Below are 18,623 nucleotides of genomic sequence, written 5' to 3'. Positions count from 1 at the left end.
TAACCCGATTCAATTTGATTATACTGCTCTCTTTATTGTAATATTTCCAATTCTGTTTTTTGCACTTATTACTTATTTAATAGTAAATATTGTACGATATATAAAACGCAAAGGTGAAAATGATAAGTTGATGATACAGAAGATGGATGAACTGATTAAGTTACATCGGCAGTCAAACAACCATTTTCAATAATAACATCCCTGAATTCGTATTCTGACTCTTATTCCAATCGCTCCATTTATACTATAATACCCGCTGCCCACCGCGTCCCGTTAATCGCAACTGTAAAATAGGACGCTCTTTTTAGTTCATTCATATTGCAGGAAACAGAGGGTAATTGTGGAATTATGTAAGATGATCCAATTTTCGTATAACCGCCACGTCGGGAGATAGTAGAGACAGGGAATATTCAAAAAATTAAGCGGAGAGAAGGTTATTAATTTGATGAGAATGCCATTTCGCCCACCCACTGATTATTATTGTGAAGAGTTAGCCCAGATAGATGAGCAAATTTGTTCATTACTTGCAAAACGTAAAGAGCTTTCTAATAACAATCCTGGGTTCCCGAATCTTGAACTTATTTCATCATGGAGTCAAAAATTCGGATTTAATCAAGATTGGCTGCAAGGACTCTTTGCTAAAATGATGCATGAAGAAATTTATATGTTAATGCCAGTAGAGCCGACTGATTTTTTGAAGTTCATTCCAATCTTAAAATCCGTGGAAATCGATAAAATAACTTATGCTGTAACATATATGAAACAATACAGCAATGCCAGCGTGGTGTATATAGAAGCAGAAGTAAATACTCCTGAACCAATTGTCAGACTTGGACATGTTGATTTTGAATTATTTATTTCGCCGGATTATCAGTGTAGACCAAGCAATGGATGTGGTCATGGAAAAGGTATGCAGCGTGCTTTCGTTGTCACTCCAGCATTACCTGATGATCTTACAGGATTTGAATTTCGTTTAAATATTAAACCAATTGAAAGATCAGAATTTCCGGAGGTACCTTTCGCGAAAACAACTATTTCGTTCAAATAACGAGAAGAAAGTAAGTTCTCCTTATATTTAACATGTCTTATTTAATAGAGTGACAATTTCGAACACTACATCAATTGACAAATGGAAAATACATAATTAACATTGCATTATAAGGCAATGGCGCCGTAACAGTTGTAAAACTGACGGGGCCTTTTTCATGCTTAAAGAAGCGTTACTTAAAAGAGGTGTCAGTAAGAATTTGATAAACGATTATCGAGGGTTACCTAAAAGTATATATATTTTTTTTATAGTTCAAATAGTAAACAGATTTGGAGATTTTGTAGTTCCGTTTTTAACCTTGTACTTAACCCAAAAGCTGGGTTTGTCATTTGAAGCTACCGGTGTAATAGTTATGGTTGCATCTTTAGTAAGAATTCCGGGTTCTCTTTTTGGCGGTAAATTTGCAGATCTTCTGGGCAGAAAAAAAGTTTATGTATTAGCTCAAACAATTGCCGGTGTTTTACTCGTACCTTGTGCTCTTCAAAATAATTCTTCTATTAATATAATATGTATTCTATTAGCTACTTTTTTTAACGGAGCGGTAAGGCCTTCGATTAATTCGATCATTGCAGATATATTACCGCCTCATAAGAGACAGTTAGGTTATTCCTTAAACTATTTAGGGATTAATGTTGGAGTGGCTTTAGGTCCGATTGTGGCAGGATTTCTATTTAACCATTCTCTGCCCTTACTTTTTTTAGGCGATGCTCTAACGTCATTTATTGCGGTTACCCTTGTTTTAAGGTATGTCAGCGAAGTCAACTCAATTTCCGCCGAAGCAGCTGTAACTGAAGAAGAAAAGGATGAGTCCGAGAATATTTTTAAGGCTCTTTATAAGAGGCCGCATATTATAATTCTCTTAATGATCTATATAATCTATAGTGCCGTTTATACGCAGCATAGATTTTCTCTGCCAATAATGTTAGATAACACATTCTTAGCTCAAGGCCCGGAAAAATTCGGCTGGCTTATGAGTATCAATGCTTTAACAGTTATCACCTCAACGATGTGGATTACAAATATTACAAAAAGGGTTAAGCCTATAAAAAATCTTGGTTTAGCTGGCGTTCTATATGCCATAGGCTTTGGCATGATAGGAGAAATCCATACGTTTTTCCTCTTCATCATATCTACTATTTTATGGACATTTGGAGAAATTCTTATGGCAACAAATTTTGGCACCTACATTGCCAATAATAGTCCGAGAAATTATAGGGCCAGATTTAGTGCTTTAAGTAACATAAGCAATGCAATAGGTGGATCCCTTGGAACATCACTGATGGGTGTATACATTGGTACAAAGGGAGTAAATTCAGTATGGCAAATTATTTTTGTGATATCGTGTCTTGCGGCAATTCTTATGTTTACTTTATCTATTAATACCTGTCGATAGCGACATCCCATATCGATTATTTGATAGTTTTTGCACGATTCACGCACAAAAAGTAAATAACACATCTCCAATGCCCAAATGCCTGGGCGATTTCAAGTTTTTGAAAAAGAACCCTGGAACGGCAGAGGACTTCGGAAGATGCATGTATCACTTTGTATGCTTTGGTATATTCAGAAAATAGACAATATATTTTCTTAGGATTATTGACATGTTAATAAATGAATAATAGACTATTAACATATAAACTATTATAAGGAGATTATTGCCGTGCCTATATTTGAGGATTATGTTTGCTTTCAAATGGGAATTGCTGCTAGGACATTGCAAAAATATTATAACGCCAAATATTCCGATTATGGACTTACTTTGGCTCAATCATTTATTCTTTTGGCTCTTTATGAACAAGATGGTTTAGGTGTAAAAGGGTTGGCCGAACGCCTGTTTCTGGATAGCTCAGCTATCACTGGATTAATCGATAGAATGGAGAAGGAAGGTCTTCTCGAAAGAAGAACTGATCCCGAGGATCGGCGGGCTTTTCAGATAAACCTTACTCTAAAAGGCAGAAATCTTGCCGAACAAATACTTCCCATTTCTCAAGATCTCAATGATAGCTTGAAATTAACCTTAAATGATGCGGAATGGAATGGAGTCATGTCCTTTGTGAAGAAAATACAGGAATACTGTAAGTAGTTTTTTGTTTGGCTATATAGTTTATGTGTCAATTATTGAGTGGTCGTCTTAATTTTTCGTCAATGACAGTTAATGACGGGAGCTAAAATATTTTAAAGGAGGATATTTTATGGGACACTTAACTCATGACAAAGACGAGGTTTACAGGTTACTGGCGGAGCGTATTAGCAGGAGTCCAGAAGGGGCGTCGATAAACGAAACCCTGATGGAAATTCTGCATCGTCTCTTTACCGAGAGCGAAGCCCAGGTTGGCAGTAAATTTCCTTTGCTTCCCATGACTCTGGAACAAATTACAGGCATTACTGGGATTAAGGGAGAGCAATTGAAGACTGTACTGGGCGGTATGGCCGATAAAGGATTGGTGCTGGACATCCCACGGAAGGACACCGTGTATTATATGTTGGCTCCGGTGGTCATTGGATTCTTTGAATATACCTTCATGCGGGTGCGGAATAATGTAAATATGAAGGATTTAGCGGAACTTTTTCAATCTTACTTTCATGACAAGGAAGTCAGGGATGAAATCTCTAGGTCTGACACCAAGATGATGAGGACAGTAGTATATGAGCGCCTTATACCGTTAGCTGTGGAAACCGAGGTATTAACCTACGAAAGGGCCGGAGAAATTATCCGGCAGTCCGGTGGAGGTGCTATCTCCATATGCCCCTGCCGTCATAAGGCAGCTCATCTTGGTAAAGCCTGTGAGGCTCCCTTAGAGGTATGTACTTCCATGGGCAGCGCCGCAGAGTGGGTCATACGCAGAGGTATGGGAAAACCAGCCACAGTGGACGATTTGCTGCGGGTGCTTGATGAAACAGAAAAGCTTGGGTTGGTCCATAATTGCGATAATGTGATGAATAAGCCTGCTTATATGTGCCACTGCTGTAGCTGCTGCTGCGTGATTCTGACTGGCATTAAAGAATTCGGAACATATGTCACGCACCCCAGCAATTTTATTCCTGCATTAGAATCTGAAAATTGTGCGGGCTGCGGTACCTGCACCGGCCGCTGTCCTATTGAAGCTATTACCATGCAGAATGACGGAAATGGAACGGAAATTCCAGTTGTAAATAAAGAGGTTTGTATAGGATGCGGCGTATGTGCCTCCGGCTGCCCAACAGGCGCATTAACCATGAGCCGACGACCGGTTTTGTATGTTCCCCCCCGGAACACACGAGAAAAATTCACAAGAATGGCCAGGGAGAAAGGAAGGGTTTAGGCATATTTCGATTTCGTTAATAATGGAGGTTAATTATGACTGATATTTACCAAGTAGACTCTTTTACTACTGAAAGATTCAAGGGCAATCCAGCAGGAGTATGCGTTTTAGATGAATTTCCTGATGCTAAAAGTATGCTTAAAATGGCTAAGGAGATGAACTTATCTGAGACCGCTTTTGTGGTAAGAGATAACAATGAGTTTAAACTTAGGTGGTTCACTCCTACATTTGAGATAGATCTATGCGGGCATGCTACTTTAGCAACAGCCCATATCTTATGGACAGAAGGATTTTGGGAAAAAGAGAAACCTATTATATTCAATACTCGAAGTGGAAAGCTTACTGTTAATCTTATAAATGATGATAAAATTGAAATGGATTTTCCACGTCTAGAGTATTCAGAGGTAGATGAAGTTCCGAGTTTACTAATAGACGGTTTAGGAGGAATAATACCGATTTTTAAAGGTATATCAAGAGAAAATTATTTAATTGAAGTTGCAACCGAAGAAGAAGTTAGAGGTATACAGATTGACCTTTCCAAACTGTTAGAATGTGAGATGCACGGAGTCATTGTAACAGCTAAAAGTTCAGGTAAGTATGATTTTGTATCAAGATTTTTTGCGCCCGAAGTTGGAGTTCCTGAAGATCCAGTAACGGGCTCGGCACATTGTGTTCTGGCCCCATTTTGGAGGGACAAATTAGGTATTGCCAAATTCAAAGCGTACCAGTGTTCTGAACGTGGCGGAGAAATAAATATAGAAGTGTTAGAAGATAGGGTATTATTAAGAGGGAATGCTGTCACAATTTTCAAAGGTAAGTTATTGGAAAAACTCTGCTAGATGGTGATCAAACCGGTTCTCTAAAAGAAGGTCCTTTCCGAGGCTTGGTTGGTCTTGGTGGAGGTGCAAGAAGGATCTAATTGACAAACCGGAAATTCAAAATTATCATAGTAATATAAGGCAAAGGCGCCGTGACAGTTACGATAACTGACGGCGCCTTTTTCATACTTAAAAAGAGGTGTCACTTATGATTAGACTTGCTAATAAGCAAGACGCGTTACAAATTCTCGACGTTTATAGGCCATACGTTGAAAATACATCAATTTCTTTTGAAACCGATGTTCCTTCCCATGATGAAATGGAGACAAGAATTGACCGTGTATTGCAGAAAAATCCATGGTTAGTTTACGAAGAAAGTAATACAATTTTAGGCTATACATACGCTTCTAAGCATCGTGAACGTGCTGCCTACGGGTGGGCGATCGACGTTTCTATCTATGTTGGGAAGGAATGTAGAGGAAAGGGAATCGGCAAGGCGTTATATACAGCCTTGCTTTCCCTCTTAAAACTCCAAGGTTATTGCAATGCTTACGCAGGGATCTGTTTGCCTAATGAATCAAGTGTTGGAATCCATGAGTATTTTGGCTTTAAGAAGATAGCTCAATATAATAAAGCGGGATATAAATTTGGCCAATGGCATGATGTAGGGTGGTGGGAATTGTTTCTTAAACATCATTCATCTGAACCCACCGAACCAATTCCTTTAAGCATGATTGAACAACATAAGATACTTGAGGCACTTGACTAGATGACCACCGATCATGTTAAATAACCGCACTATTTACAAACGCAGGAGTAGTTCAGCATTGCCGTGAGCGATCTTTTCCCTCTCAGAATTGCTGACCGGCAACTGAGAAAGGAAAGCTTGCCCCTTTTCCATCGAGCCGTAAGGATAGTCTACTGAGAACATAATGCGGTCGCTGCCGACTTCCAACAACAAATTGAGAAAAGCAGCGGTAAAATTAAAGCCACTGAACGTGTAATGGATATTCTCTCTCAGGTAGGACGCCATCGGGCGCTGCAATTTGGTTAGATTCGGCTGCAGAACTTGATTGATCCTTGGCAACATGAAAGGCAAAGCTTCGCCCAAGTGGCCAATAATGATCTGCAGTTTGGGATAGCGGTCGAATACTCCGCTGAGAATAAGACGCAGGATATGGACAGCAGTTTCGATGTGCCATCCCCAGCCTGCCGTCGAAAGTATACTGGTCACCTCCGATGAGAAGTTGCCGGTGTAGTAGGCGTCGATTACCGGCTGCGGCGGTGGCGCTGGATGCAGGTGGATTGGCACTTGAAGCGCTTCAGCCCGTTCCATGATGGGCCAAAAGAATCTGTCGTCCAGGTAGCGACCCTGAATGTGACCATTGATCACCGCACCCTTGAAACCATGTTGGCAAACCATACGTTCCAGTTCAGCGGCGGCGAGGTCGGGAGCAGCTGTCGGCAGGGCGGCAAAGCCCGCGAAGCGACTGGGATGACGTTCTATCGCCGCTGCCAGGATTTCATTGGCGTTGATGGCCATTTTCACGGCTTCCTCACCAGTTAACGACTCTGTACCGGGAGAGGTCAGTGAGAGCATCTGCATGTCAATACCGGCGGCATCCATTTCGGTGATCCGACGTTCGTTGAGGTCGCACAGTTGTTCACCCTTGTTATGAAAGGATTGTTGGCCAATTCTGTCCAAAAAGCCCGGAAAGGCAAAATGCTCTTCAAGAGTTATGATACGCATTGTCATTGATTTTCTCCTCTTATAATTTATCATTATTGTGGAAACAGTCTCTGACTTTTGAAAGTTTCTCTCCACCAAGTGATTAAGATAGAAGTACTCTTATTCGAGGGTAGTCGGGTACTTTACTTCGCCTCCCTTTCTTGATATGGTTACTATAGTGCCTTCGAGTAACACGAAGTCAAGACTTTTTTCAAAGAGGGGGCAAAGTAATGTACACAGTCAAAGAAATAGCTCAGAAAACAAACCTTACAGAGCATACCATCAGATATTATACTGACAAGGGTTTGGTACCGAACATACAACGCGACAAATATAACAATCGCCTTTTTGACGAAGAATCGCTTAATTGGCTGATAAGGGTGAAGTATCTTAAGGATTGCGGTATGTCGATAAAGGACGTCAAACACTTTGTTGATCTGTACCTGGAAGGAGATTCTTCAATTCCTCTTCGTTATGAAATTATTTTAAAATACAGGGAGATTGCACGGGAGCAATTGGAGGAGGCAACAAGAAGAGTTGAATTTATGGAAGAAAAGGCGAAACGCTATCATAAAATCATAAATCAAGTCATTTCGGACAATAGATGAGCAAACTAGTTCATTACTATTCTTATAAAGCTAAAGAATAGCCGCTTGGCTAAAGCCTTGCTGGTGGTCAAGTGAGGAGTTAATAAAAGGAGGTATAAAAGTACTAATCATTTAATCCCTTTCCATTGAGAATTTGCAGGATATATTTTTCAACTCTTGACTCCCGAGTTTTAGATTGTTTAGGCTGAGCAAAGTAAAAAATGTATGCCCTTTGTCGTCCAGGGGTCAATGTTTCAAAAGCAGCTTTTAAGGCAGGATTTTCATCTAATTTTTTCTGGAATTCTTCAGGAATAGTGAAATCTGAAGTCTCTTTTTTAGTCACCTTCAAGCCGGCTTTTTCCGCCTCAATGGCTTCATAGATATAGGCTTTTAAGATGGCTTCCAAAGCGACTATTTCCTGAACATTGGTGAAGCGAATCTGGCGCCCCTGCTGAACATTTTCCGTTTGTTGGATTAGGATACCATTTGGATCTTTTAACAAGGCACCTTTGGTAAACAGAAGAGCACAGTATTCTTTAAATCCATGGATTAAAACTATGTTTTTTCCCTCAAATGTGTAACAAGGATGCATCCACTTAAATTCTTCGGTCAACCCACAGCTAAGAACAATATTTCTCAACTTCTCATATTCATCTTGCCACTTTTGGGCTTTACTCAAAAATTCCTCAACTTTAGGATGAATTTTGTAATTTGTCATCATGGAGCACCCCTCTAAAATTTTATGTGCAGCTTTTTGTCTGACTTGATTATGAATTAACTTTAGGATTAGCGAAAAGCCTGAGCTTAATTAGTAGCTAAATTTTCCATACTTTCCTCAATAATCACTCACCCCATGATATACGCGTACTGTTAACTTTAAGACGAAGTAACCGTCTCGATAAAGGTTAGCTGATAGTCGAGTGAGGAGTGTTGTGTAGGGTCAGGGTCATCGGAGACGGTTTTCAAGCTGGAGGGCGTTTGATGAGGGTTTTAGTCTCGGGACTCTGGCAAGCGTCTTAAGCTTTAGAAAATATTATCAAAAATGGGGGGGTAGAGTTTGCTTTTAGTTAGTGCCTGCCTTGCGGGAATTAATTGTAGATATGATGGCAAAAATACTAAAATTGAAGAGATAGAAAAACTCGTTAAAGATGGCAAAGCAATCCCAATATGTCCGGAAGTAATTGCCGGTCTAAATATTCCGAGAGATAGTTGTGAAATTTTAGTTACCGATGATGGTGAGAAAAAGGTTATCAGTAGAGACAATGAAGATTTTACTGAAGCTTACAAACGTGGCGCAGAGCAAACATTAACTATTGCCAAAATCATCGGAATAAATACCGCCATCTTGAAAGCAAGGAGTCCCTCATGTGGATTTGGTCAGGTTTACGATGGGACGTTTAGCAGAACTCTGTTAAATGGTAATGGATTCACTGCTAAATTATTATTGGATAATGGTATTAGGGTTTATACAGAAGAAGACTTTAAAAATGTAATTTCTTCGGAACTTAACTTGGAGAGCTAAACCTGTCAAATTATTGAAACTAAATCCCTCCCGCCGCTTGCGCCCGCTAAGTTCAAGAAAAAATGACCGCTGCGATAAAGTCTTGGTGGTAGTTTAGTTCCGGAGTGGGAAATTCGTACCTGGAGTGCGTTGCAAAGATTAAATGTTGGCAGACTGAAAGAAAGGTGAAAATTTAGGGATGGCAATCAGAGAGATTCTCTTACTCGGTAATTCAAAGTTATATAAAGTTAGTGAAACAGTACAAGAAAGCGAACTAAAAGAATTAGCGCCGATTGTCAATGATTTGCATGATACACTGATCGATTTTAGAAATAAATACGGCGCAGGTAGAGCTATTGCGGCTCCTCAGATAGGCATATTTAAACGACTATTATATATGTATATTGATGAACCTGTCATTTTCATCAATCCAACGTTAGAGTTTATCGATGCTGAAATGATGGAGATTATTGACGATTGTATGAGCTTTCCGCAACTCCTGGTTAGGGTAAAGAGGTATAAAAGATGTATGATTGAATACCTAGATCTGCAATGGAAACCTCAAAAAATGATGCTAGAGGGTGATTTGTCAGAGTTACTACAACATGAGTATGACCACCTCGACGGGATCTTGGCTACGATGAGAGCGATTGATAATAAATCATTCTTTTTGCGAAGTGAATTGTCTAATTGAGGCAACTGAAAGTCAGGCATCTGGCGTAGAAATTCATTGACAAACTAAACAAACTATTCTATTATTTTTATAGTTAGCAAATTAAATACAATTTTTTATAGGTGCCCCAAATCGGGGATAATAGGGAACCAGGTAAAAATCCTGGACGGACCCACCACTGTAATTAGACGTTGAAAATGTACATATGCCACTGGGTAACTGGGAAGGCGTACATTTGAGTCTATAAGTCAGGAAACCTGCCTATAAAATAATGCAAAGAGGACAAAGGTAAAGTTCTAGCTTTTTTAAGCTAGGACTTTTTTGTTCTTAGTCAAAATTACAGGAGATTGAAATTGCCATGAAAGTAATTGCCAAAATTAAAATTGATAAACTCAAGTTTCCGAATAATGATAAGCCCGTACTTAAAAACATTAATTTAGAAATTAATCAAGGAGATTTTATCGTCATTACCGGGGGGGTGGCTTCGGGAAAATCAGCATTATTACACGTCATTACTGGTGCGATTCCTCATTACCATAACGCAGAATTAACAGGAACAGTAACAATTTTGGGACAAGACATTAAAGAAATGCCGCTCAATAGAATGTCGGACTATATGGGATACATGATGCAGGAACCCGATAATCAAATTATTAGTTTAAATGTCTGCGAGAACGTTGCCTTCGGACTCGAAAATCAAGAACTTCCTTATGAACAAATTGATCAGGTTGTTAAAAATACGCTGGAGTTTGTGGGTTTGCGTGGTTACGAAAATAGACAAACTTCTTCTCTTTCAGGCGGGCAGGCCCAACGCGTTGTTTTAGCAGGAGTATTAGCCCTCAAAGTTCCGATTTTAATTCTTGATCAACCGACTGCCGAACTGGACCCACAGGGCCGCCATGAGATATATAAGCGGCTTGGGGAGTTAAATAAAACTCAAAATCTCACGATTGTCTTGGTTATGGACCGAATTGAGGAAGTGCTTAACTATGCTAATAGAGTTTTAATGCTTAAAGGCGGTGAAATTATAAAAGAGTACTCACCCGGGGAATATTACCAGGTTCAAATTAAGGACCGAAAAGAAATGTTCAGAGATAGCATGCATTATAATCTTGACAGAAAAAAACCCAGGGAGACTATAGCTAAAATCAGTGATGTTTCCTATCAGTACAATAATCAATTACCGGGTTGTGAAGATATTAATTTAGAAGTTTATAAGGGTGATTTTTTGTCAGTTGTCGGTTTGAATGGTTCGGGAAAATCGACCTTGGCGAAATTGCTTATAGGTTTGCTAAAGCCTGCAAAGGGTGAAATTCGCTTATTTGATCAGATTATCCATAAAAAAAACCTTGGAATGATTCGGGCTCGTGTGGGGTTTTTATTTCAAAACCCAGACCACCAGATTTTTGCTAGCACATTGGAGGAAGAGGTGGGTTTTTCCTTAAAGCTAAGGGGTGAACGAAATGATTTTCTAAATCAGAAAGTTGATGAATGTTTGCAATTCGTAGGACTGGCGGATTACAAGGAAATGCATCCCCAGCGTCTAAGCCGTGGTCAGCGTCAACTTCTGGCATTAGCATCGATACTTGCCGGTGATCCGGAGTTCATTATTGCTGATGAGCCTACCTCTGGCCTGGATGAGAACCAAGGTTACGTGATTATGGAGAAACTCTACGACTTATCGAACAATGGCAAAACCATTCTGTTAATTACCCATGATCTGGCCATGGCAAAAGACTATTCAAACCGCTTAGTTGCCCTATATAAGCATCGCATCAGGCTGGATATTGAGACAAAAGACATAGAGAGACATCGTGAGGAACTGAAGGCGATTGGTCTGGATTTCCCAAACACTGTAACTTTCAAGGAGGGTTATGATGACACTGGCACTTCCGAAGTTTGATCCCCGCACTAAGCTTGTCTGGTATATTTTGATGATTTACTTTGCACTGCTCAGTCAAACTGCTGCTCAATTAGGAATTACGTTACTAGTGTGTATTACGTCCTCGTTAATTCTAAGTGGTTCATTTAAACACTCTAAGGCTATGGTCATCATTCTTTTGCTTTTGGGACTTCAGATCTTGATTATTCAGTTACTGTTTTGCCGGGAGGGTACTTTAATCTATCAATGGGGCATCATTAAAATCTACAGCGATTCTCTGCCGCTGGCGATTACCGGCATACTGAAAGCGACACTTATTTTCTATGCCAGTCTACAGTTCTTTACCTCCGCCTCAGCTCAAGACTTTACCCTAATGCTCGTGAAATTTGAAATTCCCTATCGTTTTGCCATGCTGGTGGGACTAGCTGTCCGTTTTTTACCCCTTATGAAGGAAGAATATCAGTCGATCATCGACAGCCAGCGAACCCGGGGCCTCAAAATGGATAGCGTTTGGGACGATCTGAAAGCAATTATTCCAACGTTCCTGCCTTTTTTGTATCGTGCTGTTCGTCGCTCAACGGAAATAGCCTTAGCAATGGAGTTAAGAGGTTACGGGCGGAGCAAAAACCGAACGTTTTCATCGGATATAGCTCTGAAGTCTTACGATGTTGTAATAATTGTCGCGATGTTCTTGGTAATAAGCCTCAGCATAACAACAAGGCTGTTGCCATTAATATAAGACCATAATTAATGATTTAGGAGGAGAATAACGTGAAAGAAAAATTGTTTAGGACTGACACCAAAGCACTTGTAGGAGCTGTCATTATCGGGATTGTATTTGTGATCATGGAGCAGATAACGGGACGAATCGACGGTATTTTAGATCCCACTCTCTTACTGCTTAATGGTACATGTTGGGCATTCTTTACGGGACTCATTGTTTTAATGTACAAACAACCAGCGGGTATTATTGCAGGATTAGTGGAAGCTATTGTAGCCATGGCAACAGCCTATTCCCCTTTAGCATTTTTCTTCTTATTTGCCAATACTATCGGATCCATTGTTTACTCATTGATTGCTGTTAAGTTATCTATGACGAAATTAAGCCACCACCTTGTAGCTATGTTGGGCTGTAATGTTATCGGCAACCTATGCGTTACAATCGGCTTGATTTATGTTATCCATCTTGACTGGAAAATTGCCTTTTTGTCTTCTGCGCTGACAGCTTTAGTAGGAACCATCGTCGCAGGAAGCCTGACGAAGAGTGTTTATGGTTCTTTACAGAAATCAGCATTACTCTAAAAACAATTTAAAGTAGATCCTCAACGGAAAATAGGCCAAAAAAGCGTTTGATACTAAAGGAGGTATTTTAGTTGGAACAGGATTTGAGAGGATTCATTGAACGCGTTAAATCTCAAAATCCGTCGGAGGTTATCCGGGTTCAAGAGGAGATAGACCCTAAGTATGAGATAAGTACTTTGATAATGGAACTGGAGAAAGCCCGCCGGTACCCGTTAACGATTTTTGACAACATAAAAGGTCATGCTATTTCTGTGGCTGCCAATGTCCTGGCTCCTCGTGAACGTCTGGCTTTAGCGCTGGAGGTTGCACCTCATGAACTGGCAGCTGAATATTCTAAACGTATTAATCAGCGAATTGACCCTGTGGAGGTAGATGAAGCACCTTTCCGGGAGAATGTATTTATTGGTTCCGAGGCAGACCTTTTTAAATTGCCAATTTTAACTCACTTTCCGATTGATGCCGGACCTTATATCACTGCGGGCTTAGTCATTGCCAAAGACCCGGAAACAGGAGTTGAAACCGCAGGATATCATCGGATGCAGCTAAAAGGGAAGGACAAATTAGGGATAAGTCTTCATTCCCGTCAACGTCTTTGGGAGTATTTCCGTCGTTCGGAAGAACTGGGCAAATCTCTCGAAGCAGCGGTAGTTCTGGGCATTCATCCGAACATATCTATGGGTTCTATGGCCTTAGTCCCATATCATCTCGGTAAATTTGCGGCTATGGGAGGATTATTCGGTGCTCCTTTGGAAGTCGCCCGCTGTAAAACAGTCGATCTAATGGTTCCTGCATTCGCCGAGATAGTTATTGAGGGAGAAATTGTCGCCGGAGAGCGGGAATCTGAAGGGCCATTTGCAGAATTTACGAATTATGCTTGTTATCGCAGTACGGAAAATGTTTTCCGGGTAAAAGCAATACAATACCGAACGAAACCTCTCTTTCAAGACATAACACCGGGAATGAGTTCTGAACATATTACCATTGTTGCGGTCCAAAGAGAAGGGGATGTCTTAAATGCACTGAACAGAACTCTCCCTAATGTCAAAAATGTCCATGCTCCGGTTTCGGCCTGCGGGTTATTTCACTGCTATATTTCCCTGAAAAAGATTGCCGAGGGGCAAGCCCAGCAAGCAATTTTTACGGCCTTTTCGGTTGATCATAATCTGAAAATGGTGGTGGTTGTCGATGAGGATGTGGATGTTTTTGATGAACGCCAGGTTCTCTGGGCCATGGCCACCCGACTGCAAGCCGATCGGGGTGTGACGATTGTACCACAGCATATGGGTATGGGCTGTACCCTCGATCCGTCATCCGATGAGTTAAGCCGCACCTCAAAAATGGGTATAGATGCGACGAAACCTCTCTCAGGGTTTGCACCGACCGTTGAAATGTCAGCAGAAGTTCAACAACAGATTCGTCGTTTCATGGGATCTTTTGGTTTATAGAGGAGGCAAGGAATGTACGAAATCGCTGTAGACATCGGAGGAACGTTTGCTGATTTTATTGTGAGGGACAAACAAGGGCGCGCAATGACAGCAAAGATTCCTTCTAAGCGGGAAGACCCAAAAGAAACCATAATCTCAGGATTAAGTGACTTGGCTCGAAAATTAGACCTTCAACTTAAAGAATTTATGCCGCAAATTGATAAATTTGTGCATGGTACAACTGTGGGAATTAACGCTTTGCTCCAGGGGCAGGGAGCAAAGACGGCCTTGATTACCACCGCAGGTTTTCGTGATGCGATAGAATTACGGCGCTCTCAACTGTCGGAACAATGGAATTTCAGCCAGCCTTTACCTCCCGTTTTAGTTCCCAGGTATCTGCGGATTGGTTTGCGGGAGAGGATGGATTATCGAGGAGTGCCGCTAATAAGTATTGATCAAGCGCAAATAGCGGAAATCGCTGAGTTTTTAGCACAAGAAGAGATTGAATCTGTTGCCGTATGTTTGCTGTTTGCCTGCCGTAATCCTGCGCATGAAAAAGAGTTTAAGTATTTATTGCAGGCTCTCCTGCCCAACGTTTTTATATCGTTGTCATCAGAACTTTCCTCACAAGTAGGGGAATATGAACGAACCTCTACAACAGTCTTAAATGCTCGGCTCAGCCCGTTGTTAAGCAATTATTTACTGGAAATAAGCAATCATCTGCAGGATTTCGGTCTAAAAGTACCTATATCAATCGCCCAGAATAATGGCGGGCTGACAGATCTGTTCCAAGCAAGAAAGAAAGCAGTTTCTACCCTTTTTTCCGGTCCGGCCGGAGGAGTAAAAGGGGGCTGGGCCTTAGCTCATGAGTTATCACTTTCAGAATTGGTCGTAACAGATATGGGGGGAACCAGCTTCGATGTTTCCCTAATCCGCCGAGGCAAGATGGAAGTAACACCCCAGTCAGAGGTTGCTGGATACCCGCTCCAATTACCGATGTTAGATATTCATACTGTAGGTGCGGGCGGGGGAAGTGTTGCCTGGCTGGATCATGGTGGGATGCTGCGGGTTGGACCTCATTCTGCAGGGGCTAATCCAGGACCGGCTTGTTATGGCTTAGGAGGGGCAGAACCGACGATTACTGATGCTGCTCTCGTGATGGGTTTAATTGATGCTCATGATTTCTTGGGTGGACGAATGATATTAGATGTGGAGCAAGCCTTTAAGGCCATTGAAACAAAAATTGCCCATCCCTTAGGGTTATCTGTGCCTGAAGCAGCCTACGCCATTTATAAGGTAGCCCTCTCGCTCATGATTGATGCGGTCTATCTCATGACTGTCAAAAAAGGATATGATCCACGTTTGTTCTCCTTGGCAGCAGTTGGAGGTGCTCTGCCCTTATTTGCAACAGCATTGGCGGCTGGAATTGGTATAAATAAGGTCGTGGTCCCCGAAATGGCTCCGGTTTTTTGTGCTCAAGGGTTGCATTATGCTCCTTTTCAAGTTGAGGTATCGAGTACCATCTTCGAACCTTTAGGTGAAAGCGTTAACTCGAATTTGCAGCAAACGCTGCGTAAACTTAAGGATCAGGCGGATCAGGAAATGTCTCGGCTTGGTATTACTAAGGATCAGCATAGTTATGTTTGGTCAGCAGATTTAAAATATCCTGATCAACATCATGAAATTAGCATCGAATTGCCTTGCGACGTTTCGGACTTTCCGGTTTGGCAGCAGTTGGGTCAGGAATTCCATGCCCAACATCAAAGGCTTTACGGTTATTGTCAGACTGAGAAATCATTAACACTGGTTAATTTAAAACTGCTCGTCAAAGAGAAGGAAAAAATTCCTTCGGCCCAAACAGAGCATTATACAATTCTGGAAACGCCAGACGATGGCATGTGTTCATTATATCTAAACGGGAAGTTTCAAACGCTCAAGAGTTATCGGCGGAAAAATTTGAAGCCAGGGATGTGCTTAAAGGGACCCGCTGTCATTAAAAAAGAGTACACCACTGTTTTATTAGAGTACAATTGTCAGGCTTACATCGATCAGTTAGGAAACTTGTTAATCTATTTAGGAAGGGATGCTCTAAATGAATGCCAAAGTGGATGAGGTTATTGAGCGTTCTGTAATTGCGAATCGCTTGGATACGATCACCAAAGAAATGGGCTGGGCATTGGAAAGGTCATCCAGATCCCCGATTTTTGCCGAGGCATGCGATTTTGCCTGTGGTATATGCAACGGAAAAGGAGAGTTAGTTTCCCAGATCAATGGCATCCCAATTTTAGCCGCAGCAGGAACTTTTAGCGTTCAGGAAGTCATTAAAAAGTACCATGGTCAGATTCATGAAGGTGATGTCTTTATCATCAATGATCCTTATCAAGGTGGAAATCATCTGCCGGATATAGGAATTATTTCACCGTTAATTGAAAATGGAGAGATTCTCTTTTATTGTGTTAGCAGAGCTCACCATGGAGATATCGGAGGTTCTGTCGCCGGTAGTTATAATCCCAAAGCAACTGAGATTTTCCAGGAAGGTTTACGTATACCTCCCATCAAATTAATAAGTCGGGGCCAGATAATCCCTGAGGTTCAGGAGTTGATCCTGCGCAATGTCAGAAATCCGCAAATGCTTCAAAGTGATTTGTGGTCGCAAATTGGTGCAAACAATATCGGAATTGCCCGTTTAAGGGAATTATTGAATCACTACTCTGCGGACCGAATCAAAGAAACGGTGGAATACCTTTTGAATCATGCGGAAGAACTCACGCTCCAAGCTATAAAACGAATCCCGGATGGAGAATATTCCGGCGAAGAATGGGTAGACGACGACGGCTTTCAAGCTGATCCGATTAAAATTAAGGTTACGGTTAAGGTTGTAGAGGAAAAGATGACTCTCGACTTTTCCGGAACTGATTCGCAGGTTCTAGGTTTCGTCAACTCTGCCTCAGTGACAAGTACATCTGCCGCTTGGATCGGTGCTCTATGGGCCTTGGGTTCTCATATTCCACGTAATAGCGGGGCCTTTAGAGCAATACATGTATTCTTGCCTAGGGGAAGCCTCCTAAATCCCGCAGATCCCGCTCCTGTGACCTTGAGTACGTTGACTCCCGCAAGTGAGATCATTAGTGCTATTTTTCAAGCTTTGGAACCTGTAGCCTGTGAACAACTGCCAGCCGGTTTTGGACGTTATTGCGGTCCGTCTTTCTATGGTATCGATCCGAGGAATCATGAATTCTACGTAGGTTTTGCTTTCTGTGCGTTGGGTTCCGGAGGAGGAATAGAAGGCCGGGACGGCAATCCTTACATGGCTCCGCTTTCAAACTATGGAGGTGTGCGCGCGCCCAATATTGAGGTCAATGAGATCCAATATCCCCATCTGACCTTGTGCCATGAACTTGAAATGGATAGCGCAGGTTCAGGAATGTGGCGCGGAGGACCAGGTATCCGATATAGCCTCAAATTTTATGGCGATAATACAAATATTGTCATGTTTGGCGATGGAATGAAAATACCACCTTTTGGCTCTTCTACGGGTAAACCGGGAAGTTTGAATCAGGTTGAATTAACATCAATAGAGGAACAAACTATTTACCTAAGAAGCAAAGAAGGAGCTCGTTCGTTGCCAAATGGGGAAGTTCTCACAATTATTTCTTCAGGTGGCGGCGGTTGGGGAGACCCTTATCAGCGAGATCCTGAGTTGGTTAGACAGGATGTTCGAGATGGAATTATTTCCTTACTTAAGGCCAGACAAGATTATGGAGTAGTCTTAACAGATAAGGGCATTGATCAAGAGCAAACAGAAAAATTACGCTGTATGGGGAGAGAATAAACTTAGTTCAAATCCTCACAAATATTACCAGAAGGAAAGTTCGTCACGCAGGCAAATACTAAAAGTAAGCCTTAATATTGATCATCCTATGCACAGCGGGGACCTGGCGTTTGATCCTCAGTCATTGATGACGAACGGAGATTATTGGTATAACTATGAAATCCCTCAGCAGCCCAGGGGCGATTTCTATGTACAAGCTTTAGCATTTTACAATACTCTTTATGAGAGCCCATTGGTCTCGTCAGGGGATAAGACGACAGCCTCTCAGAAAATCCTTAACACCTATAACAAACTCTTAGACTCAGCGGATGCTTTGGTGTTAGAGAATAATGCTACTTCCTACGCAATTGCGGCAAAATATTACTGGACCGTCCTTCAAGGACCGAACTTGGATTCTGCAATTAAGAACCGGGCCGGTTCTGGTTATCAGAATGCTTCTGCTAAAGCAAACCAGTCCTAAGATATAAAACTGTTTATATACTGCAAAAATTAACGAAGGGGTTGATGCAAAATGCATAAACGCCC

The 18,623-nt window shown here is 41.4% G+C and carries 18 protein-coding genes and 1 riboswitch; of the genes, 16 read left to right on the top strand and 2 right to left on the bottom strand.

Annotated features, from left to right (window positions below; genetic code table 11):
- Positions 1–445: 445 nt before the first annotated feature.
- From B5Y67_RS16185 to B5Y67_RS16160, 6 genes are all read left to right on the top strand, one after another.
- Positions 446–1,048 (top strand): hypothetical protein, encoded by a 603-nt coding sequence (locus B5Y67_RS16185; protein ID WP_242976012.1) that lies wholly within the window; start codon positions 446–448, stop codon positions 1,046–1,048.
- 157 nt (positions 1,049–1,205) lie between these two features.
- Positions 1,206–2,441 (top strand): MFS transporter, encoded by a 1,236-nt coding sequence (locus B5Y67_RS16180; protein ID WP_088227455.1) that lies wholly within the window; start codon positions 1,206–1,208, stop codon positions 2,439–2,441.
- A 267-nt stretch (positions 2,442–2,708) separates the two neighbouring features.
- Positions 2,709–3,131: a MarR family transcriptional regulator gene (locus B5Y67_RS16175; protein WP_088227454.1), complete on the top strand. Its 423-nt coding sequence runs from the start codon at positions 2,709–2,711 to the stop codon at positions 3,129–3,131.
- 109 nt (positions 3,132–3,240) lie between these two features.
- On the top strand, positions 3,241–4,350 hold the full coding sequence (locus B5Y67_RS16170) for a 4Fe-4S binding protein (RefSeq protein WP_088227453.1): 1,110 nt from the start codon (positions 3,241–3,243) through the stop codon (positions 4,348–4,350).
- Positions 4,351–4,385: 35 nt separating this feature from the next.
- A complete protein-coding gene (locus B5Y67_RS16165; RefSeq protein ID WP_088227452.1) occupies positions 4,386–5,189 on the top strand; it encodes a PhzF family phenazine biosynthesis protein in 804 nt (267 codons plus the stop codon).
- 187 nt (positions 5,190–5,376) lie between these two features.
- Positions 5,377–5,937, top strand: coding sequence for an arsinothricin resistance N-acetyltransferase ArsN1 family B (locus B5Y67_RS16160; RefSeq protein WP_088227451.1), 561 nt, complete (start codon positions 5,377–5,379; stop codon positions 5,935–5,937).
- 33 nt (positions 5,938–5,970) lie between these two features.
- Here B5Y67_RS16160 and B5Y67_RS16155 read toward each other — a convergent pair whose 3' ends face one another.
- The gene (locus B5Y67_RS16155) at positions 5,971–6,924 is read right to left on the bottom strand and encodes an amidohydrolase family protein (protein WP_207652425.1); all 954 of its coding nucleotides are present in this window, start codon (positions 6,922–6,924) and stop codon (positions 5,971–5,973) included.
- Between the two features lie 203 nt (positions 6,925–7,127).
- On the opposite strand from B5Y67_RS16155, the gene B5Y67_RS16150 reads away from it, so the two are divergent.
- The gene (locus tag B5Y67_RS16150) at positions 7,128–7,505 is read left to right on the top strand and encodes a MerR family transcriptional regulator (RefSeq protein WP_088227450.1); all 378 of its coding nucleotides are present in this window, start codon (positions 7,128–7,130) and stop codon (positions 7,503–7,505) included.
- Positions 7,506–7,608: 103 nt separating this feature from the next.
- Here B5Y67_RS16150 and B5Y67_RS16145 read toward each other — a convergent pair whose 3' ends face one another.
- Positions 7,609–8,205, bottom strand: a complete 597-nt coding sequence (locus B5Y67_RS16145) for a YdeI family protein (RefSeq protein WP_242976000.1) — start codon at positions 8,203–8,205, stop codon at positions 7,609–7,611.
- A gap of 336 nt (positions 8,206–8,541) precedes the next feature.
- On the opposite strand from B5Y67_RS16145, the gene B5Y67_RS16140 reads away from it, so the two are divergent.
- From B5Y67_RS16140 to B5Y67_RS16100, 9 genes are all read left to right on the top strand, one after another.
- Positions 8,542–9,006 (top strand): DUF523 domain-containing protein, encoded by a 465-nt coding sequence (locus B5Y67_RS16140; protein ID WP_088227449.1) that lies wholly within the window; start codon positions 8,542–8,544, stop codon positions 9,004–9,006.
- Positions 9,007–9,184: 178 nt separating this feature from the next.
- Entirely contained in the window at positions 9,185–9,679 is a 495-nt protein-coding gene (locus B5Y67_RS16135) for a peptide deformylase (protein WP_088227448.1), read from the top strand.
- 82 nt (positions 9,680–9,761) lie between these two features.
- Positions 9,762–9,938: riboswitch (cobalamin riboswitch) on the top strand.
- Positions 9,939–10,016: 78 nt separating this feature from the next.
- The gene (locus tag B5Y67_RS16130) at positions 10,017–11,561 is read left to right on the top strand and encodes an ABC transporter ATP-binding protein (protein ID WP_088227447.1); all 1,545 of its coding nucleotides are present in this window, start codon (positions 10,017–10,019) and stop codon (positions 11,559–11,561) included.
- Positions 11,536–12,279: an energy-coupling factor transporter transmembrane component T gene (locus B5Y67_RS16125; RefSeq protein WP_088227446.1), complete on the top strand. Its 744-nt coding sequence runs from the start codon at positions 11,536–11,538 to the stop codon at positions 12,277–12,279. Before B5Y67_RS16130 ends, B5Y67_RS16125 begins: the two co-directional genes overlap by 26 nt.
- A 32-nt stretch (positions 12,280–12,311) precedes the next feature.
- Complete coding sequence (locus B5Y67_RS16120; RefSeq protein ID WP_088227445.1) at positions 12,312–12,842, top strand: hypothetical protein; 531 nt, start codon at positions 12,312–12,314, stop codon at positions 12,840–12,842.
- A gap of 71 nt (positions 12,843–12,913) precedes the next feature.
- Complete coding sequence (locus tag B5Y67_RS16115; RefSeq protein ID WP_088227444.1) at positions 12,914–14,287, top strand: UbiD family decarboxylase; 1,374 nt, start codon at positions 12,914–12,916, stop codon at positions 14,285–14,287.
- A gap of 12 nt (positions 14,288–14,299) precedes the next feature.
- Complete coding sequence (locus B5Y67_RS16110) at positions 14,300–16,378, top strand: hydantoinase/oxoprolinase family protein (RefSeq protein ID WP_088227443.1); 2,079 nt, start codon at positions 14,300–14,302, stop codon at positions 16,376–16,378.
- Entirely contained in the window at positions 16,359–18,098 is a 1,740-nt protein-coding gene (locus B5Y67_RS16105; RefSeq protein WP_088227442.1) for a hydantoinase B/oxoprolinase family protein, read from the top strand. Before B5Y67_RS16110 ends, B5Y67_RS16105 begins: the two co-directional genes overlap by 20 nt.
- Positions 18,052–18,558, top strand: a complete 507-nt coding sequence (locus tag B5Y67_RS16100) for a hypothetical protein (RefSeq protein WP_242975999.1) — start codon at positions 18,052–18,054, stop codon at positions 18,556–18,558. The genes B5Y67_RS16105 and B5Y67_RS16100 overlap by 47 nt, the downstream gene beginning before the upstream one ends.
- The last annotated feature ends 65 nt before the right edge of the window (positions 18,559–18,623 follow it).

The organism is Desulfosporosinus sp. FKB, from assembly GCF_002196705.1.
GTDB lineage: Bacteria > Bacillota > Desulfitobacteriia > Desulfitobacteriales > Desulfitobacteriaceae > Desulfosporosinus.
The sequence above is the reverse complement of the archived record's forward strand: the minus strand, read 5'-3'. Positions and strand labels throughout refer to the sequence as shown.

Bases quoted from the DNA above. Each gene is read 5' to 3' on its own strand.
- B5Y67_RS16185 (WP_242976012.1), top strand. From the start codon at position 446: ATGAGAATGCCATTTCGCCCACCCACTGATTATTATTGTGAAGAGTTA.
- B5Y67_RS16180 (WP_088227455.1), top strand. From the start codon at position 1,206: ATGCTTAAAGAAGCGTTACTTAAAAGAGGTGTCAGTAAGAATTTGATA.
- B5Y67_RS16170 (WP_088227453.1), top strand. From the start codon at position 3,241: ATGGGACACTTAACTCATGACAAAGACGAGGTTTACAGGTTACTGGCG.
- B5Y67_RS16165 (WP_088227452.1), top strand. From the start codon at position 4,386: ATGACTGATATTTACCAAGTAGACTCTTTTACTACTGAAAGATTCAAG.
- B5Y67_RS16160 (WP_088227451.1), top strand. From the start codon at position 5,377: ATGATTAGACTTGCTAATAAGCAAGACGCGTTACAAATTCTCGACGTT.
- B5Y67_RS16155 (WP_207652425.1), bottom strand. From the start codon at position 6,924: ATGACAATGCGTATCATAACTCTTGAAGAGCATTTTGCCTTTCCGGGC.
- B5Y67_RS16150 (WP_088227450.1), top strand. From the start codon at position 7,128: ATGTACACAGTCAAAGAAATAGCTCAGAAAACAAACCTTACAGAGCAT.
- B5Y67_RS16145 (WP_242976000.1), bottom strand. From the start codon at position 8,205: ATGATGACAAATTACAAAATTCATCCTAAAGTTGAGGAATTTTTGAGT.
- B5Y67_RS16135 (WP_088227448.1), top strand. From the start codon at position 9,185: ATGGCAATCAGAGAGATTCTCTTACTCGGTAATTCAAAGTTATATAAA.
- B5Y67_RS16130 (WP_088227447.1), top strand. From the start codon at position 10,017: ATGAAAGTAATTGCCAAAATTAAAATTGATAAACTCAAGTTTCCGAAT.
- B5Y67_RS16125 (WP_088227446.1), top strand. From the start codon at position 11,536: ATGACACTGGCACTTCCGAAGTTTGATCCCCGCACTAAGCTTGTCTGG.
- B5Y67_RS16110 (WP_088227443.1), top strand. From the start codon at position 14,300: ATGTACGAAATCGCTGTAGACATCGGAGGAACGTTTGCTGATTTTATT.
- B5Y67_RS16105 (WP_088227442.1), top strand. From the start codon at position 16,359: ATGAATGCCAAAGTGGATGAGGTTATTGAGCGTTCTGTAATTGCGAAT.